This window comes from Clavibacter sp. A6099, from assembly GCF_021919125.1.
GTDB lineage: Bacteria > Actinomycetota > Actinomycetes > Actinomycetales > Microbacteriaceae > Clavibacter > Clavibacter seminis.
On record NZ_CP083439.1, the window covers coordinates 1,298,785 to 1,318,669 of the forward strand.

12 protein-coding genes, 1 tRNA gene and 1 pseudogene are annotated in these 19,885 nt (G+C 74.0%); 8 read left to right on the forward strand and 6 right to left on the reverse strand.

Features of this window, described 5'->3' with window-relative positions:
* The first annotated feature begins 101 nt into the window (after positions 1-101).
* On the forward strand, positions 102-821 hold the full coding sequence (locus tag KYT88_RS06190) for a ferritin-like fold-containing protein (protein WP_237583834.1): 720 nt from the start codon (positions 102-104) through the stop codon (positions 819-821).
* Between the two features lie 82 nt (positions 822-903).
* On the opposite strand, the gene KYT88_RS06195 is transcribed toward KYT88_RS06190, so the two are convergent.
* Together KYT88_RS06195 and KYT88_RS06200 are read right to left on the reverse strand one after the other, a co-directional pair.
* The gene (locus tag KYT88_RS06195) at positions 904-1,191 is read right to left on the reverse strand and encodes a hypothetical protein (protein WP_043587569.1); all 288 of its coding nucleotides are present in this window, start codon (positions 1,189-1,191) and stop codon (positions 904-906) included.
* A 10-nt stretch (positions 1,192-1,201) separates the two neighbouring features.
* Complete coding sequence (locus KYT88_RS06200) at positions 1,202-1,426, reverse strand: DUF3107 domain-containing protein (protein WP_012299232.1); 225 nt, start codon at positions 1,424-1,426, stop codon at positions 1,202-1,204.
* 160 nt (positions 1,427-1,586) lie between these two features.
* Between KYT88_RS06200 and KYT88_RS06205 the strand changes: the two genes are divergently transcribed.
* Together KYT88_RS06205 and KYT88_RS06210 are read left to right on the forward strand one after the other, a co-directional pair.
* Positions 1,587-4,856: an ATP-dependent helicase gene (locus KYT88_RS06205; RefSeq protein WP_043587568.1), complete on the forward strand. Its 3,270-nt coding sequence runs from the start codon at positions 1,587-1,589 to the stop codon at positions 4,854-4,856.
* 50 nt (positions 4,857-4,906) lie between these two features.
* On the forward strand, positions 4,907-8,128 hold the full coding sequence (locus KYT88_RS06210; RefSeq protein ID WP_043587984.1) for an ATP-dependent helicase: 3,222 nt from the start codon (positions 4,907-4,909) through the stop codon (positions 8,126-8,128).
* Here the strand turns inward: KYT88_RS06210 and KYT88_RS06215 are convergent.
* On the reverse strand, positions 8,041-9,117 hold the full coding sequence (locus KYT88_RS06215; protein ID WP_043587566.1) for a phosphotransferase: 1,077 nt from the start codon (positions 9,115-9,117) through the stop codon (positions 8,041-8,043). The genes KYT88_RS06210 and KYT88_RS06215 overlap by 88 nt on opposite strands.
* 136 nt (positions 9,118-9,253) lie before the next feature.
* On the opposite strand from KYT88_RS06215, the gene nudC reads away from it, so the two are divergent.
* Both nudC and KYT88_RS06225 read left to right on the forward strand, forming a co-directional pair.
* Positions 9,254-10,207: an NAD(+) diphosphatase gene (gene nudC / locus KYT88_RS06220; protein WP_043587565.1), complete on the forward strand. Its 954-nt coding sequence runs from the start codon at positions 9,254-9,256 to the stop codon at positions 10,205-10,207.
* A 10-nt stretch (positions 10,208-10,217) separates the two neighbouring features.
* The gene (locus KYT88_RS06225) at positions 10,218-12,137 is read left to right on the forward strand and encodes an ATP-dependent helicase (protein ID WP_051629394.1); all 1,920 of its coding nucleotides are present in this window, start codon (positions 10,218-10,220) and stop codon (positions 12,135-12,137) included.
* Here the strand turns inward: KYT88_RS06225 and KYT88_RS15975 are convergent.
* A pseudogene (locus tag KYT88_RS15975) lies at positions 12,091-12,888 on the reverse strand (TOMM precursor leader peptide-binding protein); the annotation flags it as partial. The gene KYT88_RS06225 and the pseudogene KYT88_RS15975 sit on opposite strands and share 47 nt — an antisense overlap.
* A gap of 141 nt (positions 12,889-13,029) precedes the next feature.
* Complete coding sequence (locus KYT88_RS06235; protein WP_043587562.1) at positions 13,030-14,445, reverse strand: zinc-dependent metalloprotease; 1,416 nt, start codon at positions 14,443-14,445, stop codon at positions 13,030-13,032.
* Between the two features lie 212 nt (positions 14,446-14,657).
* Between KYT88_RS06235 and KYT88_RS06240 the strand changes: the two genes are divergently transcribed.
* From KYT88_RS06240 to KYT88_RS06250, 3 genes are all read left to right on the forward strand, one after another.
* Positions 14,658-15,749: a YlbL family protein gene (locus KYT88_RS06240; RefSeq protein ID WP_043587561.1), complete on the forward strand. Its 1,092-nt coding sequence runs from the start codon at positions 14,658-14,660 to the stop codon at positions 15,747-15,749.
* Positions 15,750-15,889: 140 nt separating this feature from the next.
* Positions 15,890-18,841 (forward strand): UPF0182 family membrane protein, encoded by a 2,952-nt coding sequence (locus KYT88_RS06245; RefSeq protein ID WP_182480747.1) that lies wholly within the window; start codon positions 15,890-15,892, stop codon positions 18,839-18,841.
* Between the two features lie 156 nt (positions 18,842-18,997).
* Positions 18,998-19,071, forward strand: a tRNA-Met gene (locus tag KYT88_RS06250).
* 78 nt (positions 19,072-19,149) lie between these two features.
* Here KYT88_RS06250 and KYT88_RS06255 read toward each other — a convergent pair.
* Positions 19,150-19,815 carry a peroxiredoxin-like family protein gene (locus KYT88_RS06255; protein ID WP_043587559.1) on the reverse strand — a complete coding sequence of 222 codons (666 nt, stop codon included), beginning with the start codon at positions 19,813-19,815 and terminating at the stop codon, positions 19,150-19,152.
* Positions 19,816-19,885 lie beyond the last annotated feature (70 nt).

Below are 19,885 nucleotides of genomic sequence, written 5' to 3' on the forward strand. Positions count from 1 at the left end.
GGGCGCGATGGGGCCCTTCCGTTGAGGGACCACGGGCGAGTTTAGCGGGCGGGCGCCCGATGGCCGCCTCCGCCGCCCTATACGCTGGCCCCGTGCTCAAGATGTTCGGACGCCGGTCGACGACGATCGAGGCGCCCCGGGTCAGGTCCCGCGGCGAGTCGAAGCGTCGATCCCCGGCGACGACCGTGAGCGTGGACGACTTCTCGCCCGACACCCTCCGCTTCCTCGGGGCCGTCGCCTACCTGCAGCTCACGGTCTTCGAGACCCTCTCTCGCGCGGTCGCCGAGGCGCCGGACCTCGCCGGCAAGGAGGCCGTCTCGACCGCCGCCGGCATCGCGCTCGGCAAGCACCAGGCGCTCGCCGCGGAGATCAAGCGGCAGGACGGCGACCCGAGCGTCGTCATGGAGCCGCACCGCGCCGCGTTCGACCGGTTCACCGCCACCGTCGCGGGCGCCGACTGGTACGAGTGCCTCCTCTCCGCCTACATCACCACGGGTCTGCTCGACGACTTCTTCGTGCGCCTCGCCTCCGGGCTGCCGTCGGACCAGCGCCAGCGCGTCGTCGTGCTGCTGTCGTCGGGCGTGGGACAGCAGGGCATCGTCCACGCGGTGCGCGCCGGGATCCGCCGCGATCCGCGACTCGCGTCGCGCCTCGCCATGTGGGGCCGCCGTCTCGTCGGCGACACGCTGCTCGTCGCGGGCACGGCGATGCGCGCATCCCTCGCCGACCCGGACGACGCGCGCGTGCACCTCGAGCCCGTCTTCGCGGGGATCATCACGGCCCACACCCGTCGGATGGACGCGCTCGGGCTCACGGCCTGACGCGTCCCGCACGCTCCGGCCCCGCACGCGACGACGCCCGGCCCCTGGAGGGGGACCGGGCGTCGTGTCGTGCGGGTGGGCGTCAGCCGCCGATGGCGGCCAGGTCGCGGGCATCCGCGGAGGAGCGTCGACGGCCGACGAGCAGGTCGGTGCCGGCGGCGACGAGCGCCGAGAGCGCGAGCGTCGCGATCCAGATCGCCCCCTGGTCCCAGCGGAGGCCGGCCCATGTGAGGGCGACCCACGCGACCATGGCCGTGACGGTGCCCACGGCGGGGACCAGCAGCGCACCGTGCGTGGCGCGGTGGGGGAGCGCGTAGCGCGCGACGAGGCCGATGAGGGCGCCGAAGATCGCGACGAAGAGGAGCTCCACGGCCGTCGCGCTAGCGGACGAAGCCGATGCGCGGGGCGTCGGCGCTGCCGAGCTCCACGTAGGCGAGGTGGGCGGTGACGGCGAGGTGCGTGGCGCCCTTGTCGTCCGTGAAGGAGATGAAGGGGGAGGAGTCGCGGACGGCGTCCGTGACGGTCCGCTGGACCTCCTCGGGCGTCTGCTTGGTGCTGAAGGAGAGCTCGCGGGCGGTGTTGACGAGGCCGATTCGGATTTCCACGGGAGGTGCCTTTCGATGCGTCGGATGCGACGGTGCCCCCTCAGGCTAGGGCACCCGCCCGCGCGGCCCCGCGGCGTTCACTGAGGGCGGACGGGCGGCCGGGAGGCGCGGGCCGACGCGCGGATCGGCCGTCGTCGGGGGCCGCCGGTAGCGTGGGCGCGTGACCATCAGGGGATTCCGCCAGCCGCCAGCCTCCGCCGCCGGCGGCGAGGTCCCCGCGGTGGAGCTGGACCCGTCGCAGCGCGCCGTCGTGGAGCTGCCCGTGGGGGTCAGCGCCGCCGTCATCGGGGCGCCGGGCTCGGGCCGCACCACGACGCTGCGGGAGCTCGTCGCGGAGCGGATCCTCGTGCAGGGCCTCGACCCCGCCGAGGTGCTGGTGCTCGCGCCGTCGCGCGCGGCCGCCACGCGCCTGCGCGACGAGCTCGCGCTCCGTGTGGGCGTGCCCACGCTCGGGCCGCTCGCGCGCACCGCCACGTCCGTCGCCTTCGAGGTGCTCGCGCGCCGCGCCGCCGAGACGGGCACCGAGCCGCCCCGGCTCCTCACGGGCGCCGAGCAGGACCAGATCATCGCCGACCTCCTCGCCGGGCACGAGGAGCTGGGCACCGGGCCCGCGTGGCCGGATCCGCTCGGCGTCGAGGTGCGGCGGCTGCGGGCCTTCCGCACCGAGCTGCGCGAGCTGCTCATGCGCGCCACCGAGGAGGGCGTGCGGCCGGACGCCCTCGCCGAGCTCGGTCGCGCGCACGACGTGCCCGAGTGGATCGCCGCGGCCGAGTTCGCCCGCGAGTACGAGGACGTCGTCGACTCCTTCCGCGGCGACCACCTCGACAGCGCCGAGCTGCTCGCCGAGGCCGTGCTGCTCGTGTCGCGGGGCGAGGCGCTCACGGGGATCCGGCTCGTGGTCGCCGACGACCTGCACGAGGCCACCGTCGCGACGCTCTCCCTCCTCCGGGCGCTCGCGGCGCGCGGCGCGGACGTCATCGCGTTCGGCGACCCGGACGTCGCGGCGGCCACCTTCCGCGGGGCGGAGGCGTCGGCTCTCGGCCGCCTCTCCACCGTGCTCGGGCTGCCCGGCCTCCGCACGCTCGTGCTCGACCGGGTGCACCGGCAGCCGCCCGCGCTCCGGGCGCTCACCTCGGCCGTCACGGCGCGCATCGGCGCGGCGGGCGCGGGGCGGCAGCGGCAGGCGGGATCCGCGCCGGGCCTCCTCGACGACGCCGACCCCATCCAGGTCATCGAGGCGCCGACGCGCGCCCTGGAGCTCGCCCGCCTCGCGCGCCGGCTCCGCGAGGAGCACCTGCTGGGCGGAGTGCCGTGGGCGCGCATGGTCGTGCTCGTGCGCTCCGGATCCCTCGTGCCCCAGGTCGCCCGCAGCCTCGCGACAGCCGAGGTGCCCACGCGCACGGCCGTCGCCGGGCGCGCCCTCCGCGACGATCTCGCCGCGCTCGCCCTCATCCGCGCCGTCGACGTCGTGCTCGGCCGGGTGCCGCTCACGCCGGACATCGCGGCGGAGCTCGCCACGGGTCCGCTCGGCGGGCTCGACGGGGTCCAGCTCCGGCGGCTCCGGCTCGCGATGCGCCAGGAGGAGCTCGCGGGCGACGGGCACCGCTCGAGCGACGAGCTGCTCGTCGAGGCGCTCGCCGCGCCCGGCCGGCTCGAGACGCTCGACCTCGCGCCCGCGCGCCGGCTCGGCCGGCTCGCCCGCACGCTGCAGGGGGCTCGCGAGCTGGCATCCGCCGACGGCACCATCGAGGAGCTGCTCTGGCACCTGTGGGAGGGCTCGAAGCTGGCGAAGCCGTGGTTCGAGCAGGCGCTGCAGACGGGCATCGTCGCCGACCAGGCGAACCGCGACCTCGACGGCGTGGTCGCGCTCTTCACGGCCGCGCGGCGGTTCGTCGAGCGGAACCCGGGCCGGCCCGCGTCGGACTTCGTGGAGGAGCTGCTCGGCGCCGAGGTGCCCGAGGACACGCTCTCGCCGCAGCCGCTCGCCGACACCGTGCTGGTCGCCACGCCGTCCGCGGTGGTGGGCGCCGGCTACGAGGTCGTCGCGGTCGCGGCGCTCCAGGAGGGCGTGTGGCCGAACCTGCGGCTGCGCGGATCCCTGCTGCACCCCCAGCGCCTCTCGGCCGTCGCGCGCGGACTCGATCGGGCGGACGTCGACGAGCGCGCCGAGGTCCTCGGCGACGAGCTGCGGATGCTCGCGCTCGCCGTCTCCCGCGCGTCCCGCGTAGTGGTGCTCAGCGCCACCGCCAACGACGAGGAGGCGCCGTCGCCGTTCCTCCGCCTCGTGCCGCCCGCGCCCGGCCTCGCCGAGGCGGAGGCCGGCGCCGAGGCGGGTCGGGTGGCGAAGGACGCGCCCGCCGCGCTGAGGATCCGCCCGGACCACCCGCTGTCGCTCCGCGGGCTCGTCGGCGCGCTCCGTCGCGAGCTCGCGGTCGTGCACCGCGACGCCGTGCTCCTCGACGACGGCCGCGTCGTCTCGGGCGACCGCACGGCCCGGCGCACGGCCGACGCCACCCGCGAGCGCGGCCTCGCCGCGGCGTCCGCCCTCGCGCGCCTCGCGGCGGAGGGCGTGACGGGCGCGGATCCGGCCGAGTGGTACGGGCTGCGCGAGCCCTCCACCACCGAGCCCGTCGTCGACCTGACCGACCCCGAGGCCCGCGTGCCCGTGTCGCCCTCGCGCCTGGAGGCCTTCGAGCGCTCGCCGCTCAACTGGTTCATCGACCAGGCGTCCGGCGGATCCACCAGCACGGCCATGGGCATCGGCACGATCGTGCACGCCGTCATGGAGGAGGCCAGCCTCGACCCCGAGGCGGACCTCCGCCCGCCCGCCCTCGAGGAGCGCCTCGACGAGCGGTGGGGCGAGCTGCCCTTCGAATCGCCCTGGGTGGGCGAGCGCGAACGACGGCAGGCCGGCGAGCTCATCGCGGGCGTCAGCGGCTACCTGCGCGACTTCGAGGCCCGCGGCGGGCGGATGCTCGCGGCCGAGGGCGGCTTCGAGCTCGAGGTGGGCGTCGCGCGCCTCCGCGGGAAGATCGACCGCATCGAGCTGACGGAGGAGGGCCGCGTGGTCATCGTGGACCTCAAGACCGGCCGGCACTTCCCGACCCGCGCCGAGATCCCCGCGCACGCGCAGCTCGGCTCCTACCAGCTGGCGTACGTGGAGGGCTCGCTCGAGCAGGTGCCCGCGGGCACGCCGTCCGGCGGCGCGAAGCTGCTCTACGTGTCGGGTGGCACGCGCGGCCTGCCCTACCGCGAGCTGCCGCAGGAGCCGCTCACACGCGAGGAGCTCGACGGGTTCCGCGCGCGCATCGCCGAGGCGGCCGAGGGCATGGCCGGCGCGACCTTCGACGGCACTCCGGACCTGGGGGAGCGGGATCCGGGATCGGCCAGGCGGTACCGCATCCACCTCGTGCGGGCGGTGTCGGCGTGAGCGGCGCGGAGGCGACCGGCGTCGGGACCACCGGGGCGGGCGACGGCGGCATGATCAGCGCCCGCCGCATCGCGGAGGCGCTCGACCTGCCGAGCCCCACCGAGCAGCAGCGGCGCGTCATCGAGTCGCCGCTCGAACCCGGCCTCGTGGTCGCGGGCGCCGGCAGCGGCAAGACGGAGACCATGGCGAGCCGGGTGGTCTGGCTACTCGCCAACGGGCACGTGGGGGTCGAGGAGATCCTCGGGCTCACCTTCACGCGCAAGGCGGCGGGGGAGCTCGGGGTGCGGATCCGCGCCCGCATCGAGCAGCTGCAGCAGGCCGGGCTCGCGGCCGTGCCCGCGGACGCGTTCGCCACGCCGACCGTGCAGACCTACAACGCGTTCGCCAACGGCATCTTCCGCGACAGCGCCACCCTCATCGGCCGCGAGGCGGAGTCGGTCGTGCTCACGGAGGCGTCCGCGTGGCAGCTCGCGCGTCGGCTCGTCGTCGAGAGCACCGACCCGCGGCTGCTCGAGCTGGGCCGCGGGGTGGATCCGATCACGCAGGCCGTCATCTCCCTCAGCCGCGCGCTGAGCGAGAACGTCGCCGACCCGGCCGAGGTCGTGCGCCTCGCCGGCTCGTTCACGGGCCTCGCGGAGCTGCCGTTCGGATCCGCCCGCATCAGGAAGGCGCCGGCGGCCGAGGCGGTCGCCGCCGTCGGCGCGCTGCCGCCGCTCGTCGACCTCGCGGTGCGGTTCCAGGAGGAGAAGACCCGGCGCGGGCTCGTGGAGTACAGCGACCAGGTCGCGTTCGCGCTCGCCATCTGCGAGCGCGTGCCGCAGGTCGTCGCCGAGCACCGGAAGCGCTTCCGCGTCGTGCTGCTCGACGAGTACCAGGACACCTCCGTCGTCCAGACCCGGCTCCTCTCGACCCTGTTCGGCGGCACGCCCGTCATGGCGGTGGGGGATCCGCACCAGTCCATCTACGGGTGGCGCGGCGCGAGCGCGGCGAACCTCGCGCGCTTCGGCGCCGACTTCGCACCCGCCGGCGCATCCGCCGCAGACGTGCCCGTCTACGCGCTCTCCACCAGCTGGCGGAACCCGGCGTCGGTGCTCGGCGCGGCGAACCGCATCGTCGAGCCGCTGACCGCGGCCTCCCGGATCCCGGTCGCGGGCCTCGAGCCCCGGCCCGACGCGGGCGACGGCCGCCTCGACGTCGCCTACGAGGAGACCGTCGCCGACGAGGCCGCCGCGACCGCCGCGTGGTTCGCCGACCGGCTGCGGCAGACCGGATCCGACGGCCGCCCCCGCTCGGCCGCCATGCTCTGCCGATCACTCAAGACCATCGAGCCGTTCACCACGGCGCTCGCCGACCGCGGCGTGCCGTTCCGCGTGCTCGGCCTCGGCGGCCTGCTCGACCAGCCTGCCGTGGTGGACCTCGTGTGCGTCCTCCGCGTGCTCCACGACCCCACCGCGGGCAGCGAGCTCGTGCGGCTCCTCACCGGCGCGCGCTGGCGCATCGGCACGAAGGACGTGCACGCGCTCGGACGCGTCGCCTCCTGGCTCATGTCACGGGATCACGCGCAGAAGCCGCTCGCCGAGGAGGTGCGCGACGGCCTCCGGGCCTCCGTGGTGCCGGACGAGGTCGGGTCCGTCGTCGACGCGCTCGACTTCGTCGTCGACGCCCGCGACGGCCACACCGCGCTCGCCGGGTTCAGCGCGGAGGGCCTCGCGCGCCTCCGGGCCGCCGGGCGCCAACTGCAGGTGCTGCGCTCTCGGGTGGGGCTCGACCTGGTCGACCTCGTCACGGTGGTCCAGCAGGAGCTGCTGCTCGACATCGAGGTCGCCGCCAACGAGACGGATCCGCTCGGCCGCGCGAGCCTCGAGGCGTTCACCGAGCAGGTCGCCGGCTACCTCCAGGGCGACTCCGCAGGCACGCTCGGCCCGTTCCTCGCGTGGCTCGCCGAAGCCGAGCGGCGCGACAACCTGGCGCCGCGCACCGAGGAGCCGGAGCCCGGAACGGTGCAGATCCTCACGATCCACGGTTCCAAGGGCCTCGAGTGGGACGTCGTGGCCGTGCCGCGCATGGTCGACGGCGAGCTGCCCGGCACGCTCCGGGAGAAGCGCGGCTGGGTCGCGTTCGGCGCCCTGCCGTTCGAGTTCCGCGGCGACTCCGCCGAGCTGCCGTCGCTCGCCTGGCGCGGCGCCCTGACGCAGAAGGAGTTCGCCGAGGCGATGGAGGCGTTCGGCGAGGAGCTCGAGGAGCGCAACGCCGCAGAGCAGCGGCGCCTCGCGTACGTCGCGATCACGCGCACGCGATCCGACCTGCTGCTGAGCGGGTCGTTCTGGTCCACGCAGCAGAAGCCGCGCGGACCGGGCGCGTTCCTCCGCGAGATCCAGCAGGTCGGCCTCATCGCACCCGACGCGCTGCCCGAGGCGCCCGAGCTGGAGGAGAACCCCCTCGAGCCCGGATCCGCGCGCGTCGCCTGGCCGCTGCCGCCTCTCGGCCCGCGCGAGGCCCGCGTGCGCGCGGCCGCCGAGGCCGTGGCCGATGCGGATCCGGACGCGAAGACCGTCTGGACCCGCGACATCGACCTGCTCCTCGCCGAGCGTGACGCCCGCGCCAGGGACGCCGAGCTCGTCGACCTGCCCACGCGCATCCCGGCGTCCCGCTTCAAGGACTTCGTGAGCGACCCCGCTGGCGTCGCCGCGCGCCTGCGCCGCCCCATGCCCGAGCGCCCGTACCGGCAGACCCGGCTCGGCACGCTCTTCCACGGCTGGGTCGAGGCGCGCTACGGACCCGCGGGCACGGCCGACGTCATCGACGCGTCCGGGGTGGAGCTCGACGCGGATCCGACCGAGCCGCCCGTGGAGCAGGAGGACCTCGACCGGCTGCGCGGCATCTTCGAGGCGAGCGAGTGGGCCTCCAGGAAGCCGGAGGAGGTCGAGGTCGAGATCCACATGGAGCTCGCCGGCCAGGTCGTCATCTGCAAGATCGACGCGGTGTTCCTCATCGACGGCCGCTACAGGGTCGTCGACTGGAAGACCGGCCGGACCCCGAAGGACGCGGCCGACCTCGAGCTCAAGCAGCTCCAGCTCGCGCTCTACCGCCTCGCGTTCGCGAAGTGGCGAGGCATCGACCCCGATCTCATCGACGCCGAGTTCTACTTCGTCGCGGACGACCGCTCTCTGAAGCCGGAGCGGCTCTACTCCGAGGAGGACCTCGTGGCGCTCTGGTCGGGCGCGCGCACGCCGGAGTCGTCGCGTGCGCCGTCGGGGGAGACCGTGGGCTGAGGCCGGGAGTCGAGCATCTCCTCGACCTGGTCCACGTCCATCACGGGCAGCGTCTCGTGCGCGATGCGCTGGCCCTCGTCCGCGCGGACGGTGTCGACGAGCGCGCTGAGCATGTTGACCGCGTCGTCGATGATGCCCTGGTTGCGCGTGTCGGTCCCGTGCAGGAGCCAGCGGGCGATCTCGAGCTCGGCATAGAGGAGCGCGCGCTGCTTGAGCTGGCGGTCGACCGTCACGTGGTGCGCCTGGTTGTAGGCGCGGAACACGCTCTCGGCGACGTGCTCGGCGCGCGCGCCCAGCACCCAGTGCAGGTCGTGCGCGGGATCGGCGACGCGCAGCTCCGACCATCCGATCATGCCCGTCACGTCGTCGCCGTCGACGAGGAACGAGGAGGCCTGCACGGCGCCGTTCACGACCGCGGGCTGGAACTGCCAGAGCGACGCGTCGTCCAGCGCCTCCTCCCAGCGCGAGAGCAGCAGGCTCGGCACGAGCGCGGTGGCCGCGGCCCGGTCGATGAGCGCTGCGGTCTGGCTGTGGATCTCCGCGGCAGACAGCACGGGCAGCCCCGCGTCCGCGACGAACCCGGTCGGCAGGCTGTGCACGGCGGAGATGGCGGCGCCGATGGAGCGCGCGAGGCCGTCACCGGCGGGGATCTCGTCGAGCGAGATGACGCGGCCGGGCACGTGCCCGTACACGAAGCCGCGGGTCGGCTTGATGGGCGCCTGCCCCAGGAACTCGGGCGCCTGGAACGGCAGCCGCGAGCGGATCCCGGTGCTCAGCGCCCGGAGCGCCACGAGGTCCGCGGACTGCTCGGACTCGGCGGCCTGGGTGGTCGGCACGCGCACGAGGAGCTCGCGGCCGTCCCGCGTGCTGAGGAGCGCGGAGTCGAAGTCGCCCGCGCCGCCGGCCGTGAAGGGGGTGCTGCGGACCACGTCGAGCCCCGAGACGGCCGAGGTCGCCAACGCGGCTAGAGTGAGGTGGGATCTGGCCATGCCTTACAGGTTAGGTCGCTGGGAGCCCTCCGTCTCACCGCGCCACGCGCTTCCGGCCCCCGCGCACCGTGGGCGGATCACGACGCATGACGTCCCGCCCCTCGGCCCGTCCGTCCTCGAAGTCGATTGGTCCCCCGTGCTCGACAGCTTCCTCTCCCGCCTGCCCCTGTCCCGCGAGGGCGTCGACCGCGACGGCCTGCACCGCGACTCGCCCGCGCTCTTCGACGAGCTGTGGGCGGATCCCGCCACGCGCGTCCTCGCCCTGCACGGCCACCGGGCGCTGGGATCCGCGACCGACGGCCGCGCCGCGCTCGACCTGCTCCCGGTCGACCGGGTCACGGCCGCGACCGTCCGCATCTACCTCGGCCGCACGACCATCGCGCACGAGGGGGAGCCCGTCGGCACGCCCGTCGTCGCCGCGGTCCTCACCGACGCCGCGGCCGCCGAGCTCGAGCCCGCGGATGGGCGCTGGCTGGAGCTGCGCACGACCGCGACGCAGCTCGACGACCGCGACGCCGCGCTCTTCACGGGCGCGCTCGCCACCGCGAACTGGCACGCCTCCCACCCGTTCTCGCCGAAGACGGGCGAGCCGACCGTCGTCGAGCAGGGCGGCTGGGTGCGCCGCGCGCCCTCCGACGGCTCGCAGGTCTTCCCGCGCACCGACGCGGCCGTGATCATGGGCGTCGTCGACCAGGACGACCGCCTCCTCCTCGGCGCCAATGCCATGTGGGGCGGCGACCGCTACTCGCTGCTCGCGGGCTTCGTCGAGCCGGGGGAGTCGTTCGAGGCCGCCGTGAAGCGCGAGGTGCTCGAGGAGTCCGGCGTCACGGTCGAGGATCCGCGCTACCTCGGCAGCCAGCCGTGGCCGTTCCCCGCGTCCGTCATGGTGGGATTCCTCGCGCGGGTCTCCGCATCGAGCGGGCCCGCGACCCCGGACGGCGTCGAGATCGTCGACCTGCGCTGGTTCAGCCGCGAGGAGCTGCGCGCGTCGCTCGGCGAGATCGCGCTGCCCGGCCCGTCGTCCATCGCGCGCGCCATCATCGAGGAGTGGTACGGCGGACCCCTCGAGGACGGCGAGCGGGAGTGGTGATCCGCCGATCGTGACCGACCAGCTCGTCCCCGGCACGCCCGGACGCGACCCCTACGGGTCGGCCGCGTCGGGCGCCCTCCCGGCGCCCGTCTCCCTCGGCCCCGCGACTGCGTCCGCAGACGAGCCCGTCGAGGAGGCCCGCACCGCCGAGTCCCTGCTCGAGGCGCTCGACGACCAGCAGCGGCTCGCCGCCGAGGCGCTCCTCGGCCCCGTCGTCGTGCTCGCGGGTGCAGGCACGGGCAAGACGCGGGCCATCACGCACCGCATCGCGTACGGGATCCAGGCCGGCGTCTACCCGCCCAACCGCGTCATGGCGCTGACCTTCACGTCGCGCGCCGCGGCGGAGCTCCGCGGCCGCCTGCGCGAGCTCGGCGCCGGACCCGTGGCCGCGCGCACCTTCCACGCCGCGGCCCTCAAGCAGCTCAACTTCTTCTGGCCGCAGGTGGTCGGCGGAACGATGCCGCGCCTCATCGAGAGCAAGGGGCGGATGCTCGGCCACGCCGCCGAGTCGCTCCGCCTCCGCCTCGACACGGCCGCGCTCCGCGACATGGCCGCGGAGGTCGAGTGGCGCAAGGTCTCGATGATCTCCGTCGAGCAGTACGGCCTCGCCGCGCGCACCACGCGCCCGCTTCCGCCGCAGCTCGACGCGGACCAGGCGGTCGCGCTCCTCCAGGCCTACGAGGACATCAAGGACCAGCGCCGCCAGCTCGACTTCGAGGACGTGCTGCTCGCGACCGCGGGCATGATCGAGGCGGAGCCCTGGGTCGCGCAGCAGGTGCGCGAGCAGTACCGCTTCTTCGTCGTCGACGAGTACCAGGACGTCTCGCCGCTGCAGCAGACGATCCTCGACCTCTGGATGGGCGACCGCCGCGACCTCTGCGTGGTCGGCGACGCCAGCCAGACCATCTACTCGTTCGCGGGCGCGAAGAGCGCGTACCTCCTCGACTTCGCGTCGCGCTTCCCCGAGGCGACGGTCGTGCGGCTGGAGCGGAACTACCGGTCGACCTCGGGCATCACCGAGGCGGCGAACAGGCTGATGCGCGGCCGGCCCGGTGCGCTGACGCTCGTGTCGGCGGACGCGGATCCGGACGGCGACGGCACGGGCACGGCTTCCCCGCGCGCGAAGGGCCGCGGATCCGCCGCCGTCCCCGGCCGCGGCGAGGGCTTCCGCGCGCCGCAGGTGAGCGCGTTCCCGTCCGACGGCGCCGAGGCGCGCGCGATCGCGGGCGCGATCGCCCAGCAGATCGCCTCGGGCATCGCCCCGGAGGACATCGCCGTGCTGTACCGCATGAACGGCCAGTCCGCGGTGCTCGAGCAGGCGCTCGGCGACGCGGGCGTCAGCTACCAGGTGCGCGGATCCCAGCGCTTCTTCGACCGCCCCGAGATCAAGCAGGCTCTCCTGGCGCTCCGCGGCGCGTCCGTCTCCATCTCCGGCGAGCCGCTGTTCAAGTCGGTGAGCGACGTGCTGCGCGGGCTCGGGTGGAGCCAGGCGCCGCCCGAGCAGCCGGGCGCGGTGCGCGACCGGTGGGAGTCGCTCGACGCCATCATGGGCCTCGCCGAGCGGATGCCCGCGGGCAGCACGTTCCGCGCCTTCACCGACGAGCTGCTCGAGCGGCAGGCGGGCCAGCACGAGCCGACCGTCTCGGCCGTCACGCTCGCGACGCTGCACTCCGCCAAGGGCCTCGAGTGGGAGCACGTCTACCTGATGGGGTTGAGCGAGGGGCTCGTGCCCATCAGCTACGCGCAGACGCTCGAGGCGGTGGACGAGGAGCGGCGCCTCCTCTACGTGGGGATCACGCGCGCGCGATCCGGGCTCCGGCTGTCGTGGAGCCGGAGCGGACCGCATCGATCGGGGCAGCGGGAGCCGTCGCGGTTCCTGGCAGAGCTCGACACCCGCATCGCGGGTGGGGGCGCGAAGCGCGGCGCGTGACCCGTCCCGTCCGCACGTCGAGCACCGCCTGGTGCGTCGGGAGCGCGTTCTCGCCCGTCGTGAGCAGCCGGTCGGCGGGCCGCGCCGCGAGGGCCGCGAGCTCGGCGGGCACCAGCCCCTGCTCGGATCCGCTGTCGCGCCCGAGCAGCTGCGTCGCGATGGCGGGCCATGCCGGATCCGCGTCCCGGCGCGCGAGGTCGAGGCAGTAGCAGCAGACCGTGCGCCCGGGCTCGACGAGCGGGCCGACGACGCCTTGCCGGTCGCCGAGTACCACCGGCAGGTGCGGCACGTCCTCCCGGGACCAGCGTCCGTAGACCGCCGGGGCGATGGCGAAGTGCGCGACGATCACGGCGAGGGCGGTGCGCGGATCCGCGTCGCCGACCATCTGCCGCGGGGCCACGTCGTGCCCGGCGCGGGCGAGGGCGTCGGCGATGCGGTCGGCGGTCGGTCCGCCGCCCACGATCGCGACCGGGCCGCTGCGCGTGCGGCGGGGGAGGTCCTGGTCGCGCGGTGGCACGAGCGCGGGCCGCACCAGGTCGAGCAGCTGCGTGACGTGCGCGGGCGTGGCGCCCTCCGTCGCCGCGATCATGTCGAGCCCGCCGCGGCTGATGCCGCGACCGAGCGCGTCGAGCAGCCGTTCGTCGAGCCGCGACACGGCGCTGAGCACCACGGGCGGACGGTCGACGCCGAGCTGGAGGGAGTCCGGCGTGCGCCAGACGAGCGGGAGGCGGGGATCGAGTCGGATGGCCATGGGCGCGGAGAGTGCCCGACGGGCGCGGCTCGCGGGGAGCGCGTCCACAGGCCAGACGCGCGGGAGGCACGGCCGGGCGCACGTGCGCGAGGCCGGCACCGCGGTGACGGTGCCGGCCTCGCCGGGTGGTGCGGGTGCGGGTCAGACGGGGCGCGGATCCGTCCCGGGCGCGTCGTCCGGACCGTCGCCCGGCGTCTCGCCCGGCTCGGTCGCGCGACCCTGGCCGTCCTCGACGGGACGGCCGGCGTCGGATCCGCTCAGCAGGTCCTCGAGCGCCTGGTCGACCTCGTCGGGCTCGGGCTCGCCCTGCGTGAGCCGCGCGACGAGCGCGTGGGGGGCGTCGATGTCCTCGGACGTGGGCAGCACGTCGGGGTGCGACCAGAGCGCGTCGCGCTGCTCGGCACCGACGCCGTCGGTGACGGCCTGCCACATCGCCGCGGCCTCGCGCAGGCGGCGCGGCCGGAGCTCGAGGCCCACGAGCGTCGCGAACGCGGACTCGGCGGGGCCGCCCGTCGCGCGGCGGCGGCGCACGGTCTCGGCGATGGCCGACGCGCGGGGGAGCCGCACGGTCGCGGCGGCCGTGACCACGTCCACCCAGCCCTCGATGAGCGCGAGCATCGTCTCGAGGCGTGCGAGGGCGGCGAGCTGCGCGTCCGTCTTCGGCGGGATGAGGGATCCGTCGACCATGGCCTGGCGGAGCTCCTCGGGGTTCGACGGGTCGAAGCCCTCGGCGAGCGACTCGAGCCGATCGGTGTCGATGTGCACGCCCTTCGCGAACTCCGTGATGGACGAGATGAGCTGCAGCCGCAGCCAGCGCGCGTGCCGGAAGAGGCGCGCGTGGGCGAGCTCGCGGACGGCGAGGTAGATCTGCACCTGGTCGTCGGAGACGTCGATCCCCTCGCCGAACGCCTGGACGTTCTGCGGCAGGAGCGCGGCCTGCTGGTCGTCGAGGAGCGGGATGCCGACGTCGCCGCCGGAGACGACCTCCGTGGAGAGCTGCCCGACCACCTGGCCGAGCTGCATCGCGAAGAGCGTGCCGCCGAGGTTCCGCATCATGCGCCCGGCACCCGCGACCATGCCCTGCATCTCCTCGGGCGCGTTCTGCTGGAGCACCTCGGTGAGCGAGTCGGCGATGCTGAGCGCGACCGGCTCGGCGAGCTGGGTCCACACCGGCATCGTCAGCTCGGTCCACTGCGCGCGCGTGATGAGGCGCGGGGCGACCGTGAGCTGGCTGACGTAGGTGACCTCGTCGAGCCACAGCGCCGCGACCTGGAACGCCTGGTCCAGCGGGGCGGACGCCGAGGCGGTGACCTGCGTCTGCTCCGCGGCGGCGAGCTGCCTGGCGCCCTCGCGGGCCACCTTCCAGTCGACGCCGTCGCCGGTGTTGGCGAGCGCGCCCTGCAGCTGCGCGAGGAGCTGGCGGACCATCTCCGGATCCTGCGGGAGGCCTGCGGCACCCGCGAGCTTGTCCGGGTCGATCTGCCCGTCGGCGCCGAGGAACCGCTCCAGCATGCGCCGGAACTCGTCCTCGGGGTTCGGGGTGGGCTCGTCGGCCATGGAGGGTCTCCCGGGGGTCGAGGGGGTCCGGATCGCGGTGCCGCGGCCGGTGGATCCACGCTAGCCCGCGCCCACGGGAAACCCATCCGCATTCGCCTAGGCTGAGCCCTCGCGGCTTCCGCCCGCCGCGAACAGCGGCCCTGAGGGCCGCCCCGACGCCCGTCGACCGGCCGCCTCCCGGCCCGACGCGCCCCGACACCGAGGACATCCGGATGAGCCTGTTCGCCCAGCACGCCCCCCGCGCACCCCGGCCTGCGCGCCGTCGCCGTGTCGGCCGCGTGCTCGCCGGCACCGGCGCCGTGCTCGCCCTCGCGCTCGGCCTGATGCCGTCGCCGTACGTCATCGAGCAGCCCGGTCCCGTGTTCGACACCCTGGGCACGAGCGACCACGCGGGCACCGAGCGCCCCCTCATCTCGATCCCCGACCGCACCACGTACCCCACCGACGGCCGGCTCGACATGCTCACCGTCAGCGTCGTCGGCAACCCCGCGCAGCGCCCCGACTGGTTCGCGGTCGTCTCCGCCTGGCTCGACCCGAGCCGCAGCGTCGTCCCGATGGAGGCGGTCTTCCCCGCGGGTCAGACGGCCGAGGATCGCGACGCCCAGAACCAGGTCCAGATGACGGACTCGCAGCAGGACGCCGTCGCGGCGGCCCTCACCGAGCTCGACATCCCGGTGCCGCGCACGCTGCAGGTGCAGAGCGTCATCGACGGCTCCCCGGCCGACGGCCCGCTCCGCACCGGAGACGCGATCCGCACGGTCGACGGCGCCGACGTGGTCGACCTCGCCGACCTCCAGGCGCGCGTCGCCGCCGCGGGGACGAGCACGCCGCTGTCCTTCGGGATCACGCGCGACGGCCAGGAGAGCACGGTCGAGGTCACGCCCGCCGAGCGCGACGGACGCCCCGTCATCGGCATCGTCACCTCCACCGCCTACGAGTTCCCGTTCGAGGTCGACATCCAGCTCGACGACGTCGGCGGTCCGAGCGCCGGCATGATGTTCGCGCTCGGGATCATGGACAAGCTCGAGGAGGGCTCGCTCACCGGCGGCAAGGCCATCGCGGGCACCGGCACCATCGACGCGGCCGGCACGGTCGGCCCCATCGGCGGGATCCGGCAGAAGCTGTTCGGCGCCGAGCGCGCCGGCGCCGAGTACTTCCTGGCGCCGGCCGACAACTGCGACGAGGTGCGCGGGCACGTGCCCGACGGCCTGCGCGTCTTCTCCGTCTCGACCCTCGACGACTCGCTCGCTGCGCTCGCCGCCGTCTCCACCGGCGGGGACCTGGACGCGCTGCCCACCTGCTGACGCGAGAGGCGGCTGACGGCGTCCGATGGGGCTCGCGAGGTGCCCCTTACCAGACGGGAACCCCTGATCGCTCGCAGGTACCTGGCAACCGCCCCGCCTAGGATGAGGACTCCGCTGTCCTACGACTCTGAGGCACATCTGTGACTAGCACATCCGCCCGGCCCGCCAGACGGAGCCGAGCCCCCCTCGCCATAACCGCGGCCATCATCGCAGCGCTGGTGATCGCGTTCTTCATCTTCGCCGGCTTCTACGCCGACGTCCTCTGGTACGACCAGCTGGGCTACCTGGGAGTGCTGCTCACGCAGTGGGGCGCGGGCATCGCGCTCTTCTTCATCGGGTTCCTCGCCATGGCGATCCCGGTCTTCGTCAGCATCCAGGTCGCGTACCGCTCACGGCCCGTCTACGCGAAGCTCAACTCGCAGCTCGACCGCTACCAGCAGGTCATCGAGCCGCTGCGCCGCCTCGCCATGTTCGCGATCCCCGCGGTCTTCGGCCTCTTCGCGGGCGTCTCGGCCTCGAGCGGCTGGCAGCGCACGCTGCTGTGGCTGAACCGCACGCCCTCCGGCACGGTGGACCCGCAGTTCCAGCTGGACACGTCCTTCTACATGTTCGAGCTGCCCTTCTACCACGCGGTCGTCGGCTTCGCCTCGGCCGTCGTCATCATCTCCATGCTCGGCGTCCTCGCCACGAGCTACCTCTACGGCGCCGTGCGGTTCACGGGCCGCGAGGTGCGCATCTCCAAGAGCTCGCGCATCCAGATCGCGATCACCGCGGGCGTCTACTTCCTGCTGCAGGGCGTGAGCATCTGGCTGGACCAGTACTCGTCCGTGGTCAACACGGCCAACGGCGGCCTGTTCACCGGTGCGGCGTTCTCCGACGTGAACGCGGTCATCCCCGGCCGCACGATCCTCGCGGGCATCGCCATCGTCGTCGCCGTGTTCTTCATCATCACCGCGGCCATCGGCCGCTGGCGCCTCCCGATCATCGGCACCGCCGGCCTCATCGTGGCCAGCATCCTCATCGGCACGGCCTATCCGGCCGTCGTGCAGCGCTTCCAGGTGGAGCCCAACGAGCGCGCGCTTGAGTCGCAGTACTACGAGCGCAACATCGAGGCGACGCGGCAGGCCTACGGCCTCGCGGACATCGAGGAGATCCCCTACGACGCGACCACGGACACCACGCCGGGCGCGCTCCGCGAGGACGCCGCGACGACCGCGAACATCCGCATCCTCGATCCGGCGGTCGTGGGCGACGCCTTCAGCCAGCTGCAGCAGTTCCGGCAGTACTACCAGTTCGGCGACAACCTCGACGTCGACCGGTACCAGATCGACGGTCGCGTGCAGGACACCGTGGTCGCGGTCCGCGAGCTGAGCCCCACCAACACGGGCACGTCGTGGGTCAACCAGCACCTCGTCTACACGCACGGATACTCGCTCGTCGCGGCGTACGGCACGCAGCGCACGTCCGACGGCCAGCCCGTGTTCCTCGAGTCGGGCATCCCCGCCTCGGGTGACCTGGGCGACTTCGAGCCGCGCGTGTACTTCGGCGAGAACTCGCCCGACTACTCCATCGTCGGCGGCCCCGAGTCGGGCGACAAGGTCGAGCTGGACTACCCGTCCGGCGTCGACGGCGCGGACGAGACGTACACGACGTTCCAGGGCGACGGCGGTCCGAAGGTCGACAACGTCTTCAAGCGGCTCATCTACGCGCTGAAGTTCCAGTCGGAGCAGATCTTCCTGGCCAACCAGATCAACGACCAGTCGCAGATCATCTACGACCGGGACCCCGCGGAGCGCGTCGGCAAGGTCGCGCCGTACCTCACCATCGACAAGGACCCGTACCCCAGCGTCGTCGACGGCCGCGTCGTGTGGATCGTCGACGGCTACACGACGAGCGACCAGTACCCGTACTCGCAGCGCCAGGACATGAGCCGCCTCATCGCGGACTCGCAGCAGACGCAGCCGCTCGTGCCGACGGATCAGATCAACTACATCCGCAACTCGGTGAAGGCCACGGTCGACGCGTACGACGGCAAGGTCACGCTCTACGCGTGGGACACCGACGACCCGATCCTCAAGACGTGGCAGAAGGTGTTCCCCTCGACCCTCAAGCCGATCGCGGACATCTCGGGCGAGCTCATGAGCCACCTGCGCTTCCCCGCGGACATGTTCAAGGTGCAGCGCGCTGTCCTCGGCAAGTACCACGTGACGGACCCCGGCTCGATCTACTCGAACCAGGACCTCTGGACCACGCCGAACGACCCGACCGCCACCACCGAGGCGGGCACCCCGGCGAGCCTCCAGCCGCCGTACTACCTGACCATGCAGATGCCCGGTCAGGACGCACCGCGGTTCTCGCTGTACTCGACCTTCATCCCACCGGCCACGCAGGACACGTCCCGGAGCGTGCTCACGGGCTACCTCGGGGTCGACTCGGATGCGGGCAGCACGGCGGGGGAGAAGGCGGCCGACTACGGCAAGCTGCGTCTCTTGACGCTGCCGAACGACGACACCATCCCGGCGCCGACGCAGATCCAGAACAACTTCAACTCCGACACGAACGTGGCGAACCAGCTCAACCTGCTGGAACGCGGCGGGCGCACGAGCGTGGTGCGCGGCAACCTGCTGACCCTCCCGGTCGGCGGCGGCCTGCTCTACGTGCAGCCCGTGTACGTCCGGTCGACGGGCGACACGAGCTACCCGCTGCTCCGCAAGGTGCTGGTGGCGTTCGGCGACAAGATCGCGTTCGAGGACACGCTGGACGCGGCCCTCGACAGCATCTTCGAGGGCGACTCGGGAGCCACGGCCGGTGACGAGGACGTCGTGCCCACGACGCCCGTCGACGGCGGCACGGGGGACGGGGCCACCGACGGCGCGACGGACGGGGGCACGGGATCCACGCCCACGCCCGCGCCGACGACCTCACCCTCGGCTCCCGCGCAGGACGTGCAGGCGGCGCTCGACGCGGCCAACACGGCGCTGCAGGAGCGGCAGGCCGCGTACGCGTCCGGCGACCTCGTGGCCGCCGCGCAGGCGGACCAGCGGTTCACCGAGGCCGTGCAGCGCGCGTACGAGCTGAGCCAGCAGAAGTAGCGAGCGGCTGCTCTCAGGACGGCCCCGACGGCCCCGCGATGCGGGTGCTGCCGGGGCCGTCCTCGTGTCGGCAGCGGACCGGGGCCGGTCGGGTGCGGTCGGTGCCGCGCACGTGGTCATGAGCACCCCGGAGGTCTGGTAATGTATTCCTCGTAGCGCGGGGTGGAGCAGTTCGGTAGCTCGCTGGGCTCATAACCCAGAGGTCGTAGGTTCAAATCCTGCCCCCGCAACAAGATGAAGGCCCGGTCTCCTGGAGACCGGGCCTTCTGCTTTCCCCGGACGCGAGCTGGCGCGTCCCGAGGCGCCCGCTATCGCGCGAGGAGGGCGTCGACCGCGGCGAGGATCTCCGGCACCTCGGTTCGGGTCGTGTAGTCCACGTGCACGTCGGCGAAGGACACGCGGCGGTCGGCGTCCACCACGATCACGGTGGGGAACGGGATGTCGCCGGTGCCGTCCGCGTTGCTGTCCGCGACGTCGAACCCGAGCTGCGCGTGGGCCGCCCGGGCCTCGGGGGTCGGCTCGGTCAGGAGGCCGAGCGCGCGGACGAAGGCGTTGGAGGGATCCGACAGCACGGCGAAGTCGAGCCCGCCGCCCGCGACGGCCTGCGCGCTGCCGTCGGGGGTCTGCGGGCTGACCGCGACGAGGGTCGCGCCGCGCTCGCGCAGGGCGGGCAGCAGCTCGGCCTGGTACTGGCGGAGGGTGAGGTTGCAGTAGGGGCACCAGGCGCCGCGGTAGAGCACGACCACCGCGGGACCGGAGCCGAGGGCGGCGTGCAGGTCGACCTCCGCGCCGTCGGGATCCACGAGGGTCGCGGCGGGGAGCGCGTCGCCCGGGGAGACCGCGCCGGACGGGACGCCGCCCTCCCGGAGGGCCCGCTGCTCCGCGGCGAAGACCTCGGAGAGGTCCGGGCCGATCTGCTCGGCGAAGCCGCGGTCGAAGTCGGCGATCTGCGCCTGGATGCTCGTGTCGGTCATTGTGTCTCCTCGGTCCGTCGGGTCGGTGCGGCCACCGTAGGCGGGCCCGCCCGGAGGTCCGCCCGAGGCA

Coding starts and splice junctions, on each gene's coding strand:
- KYT88_RS06210 (WP_043587984.1), top strand. CDS start 4,907: ATGATCAGCGCCCGCCGCATCGCGGAGGCGCTCGACCTGCCGAGCCCC.
- KYT88_RS06235 (WP_043587562.1), bottom strand. CDS start 14,445: ATGGCCGACGAGCCCACCCCGAACCCCGAGGACGAGTTCCGGCGCATG.
- KYT88_RS06190 (WP_237583834.1), top strand. CDS start 102: ATGTTCGGACGCCGGTCGACGACGATCGAGGCGCCCCGGGTCAGGTCC.
- KYT88_RS06215 (WP_043587566.1), bottom strand. CDS start 9,117: ATGGCCAGATCCCACCTCACTCTAGCCGCGTTGGCGACCTCGGCCGTC.
- KYT88_RS06240 (WP_043587561.1), top strand. CDS start 14,658: ATGAGCCTGTTCGCCCAGCACGCCCCCCGCGCACCCCGGCCTGCGCGC.
- KYT88_RS06255 (WP_043587559.1), bottom strand. CDS start 19,815: ATGACCGACACGAGCATCCAGGCGCAGATCGCCGACTTCGACCGCGGC.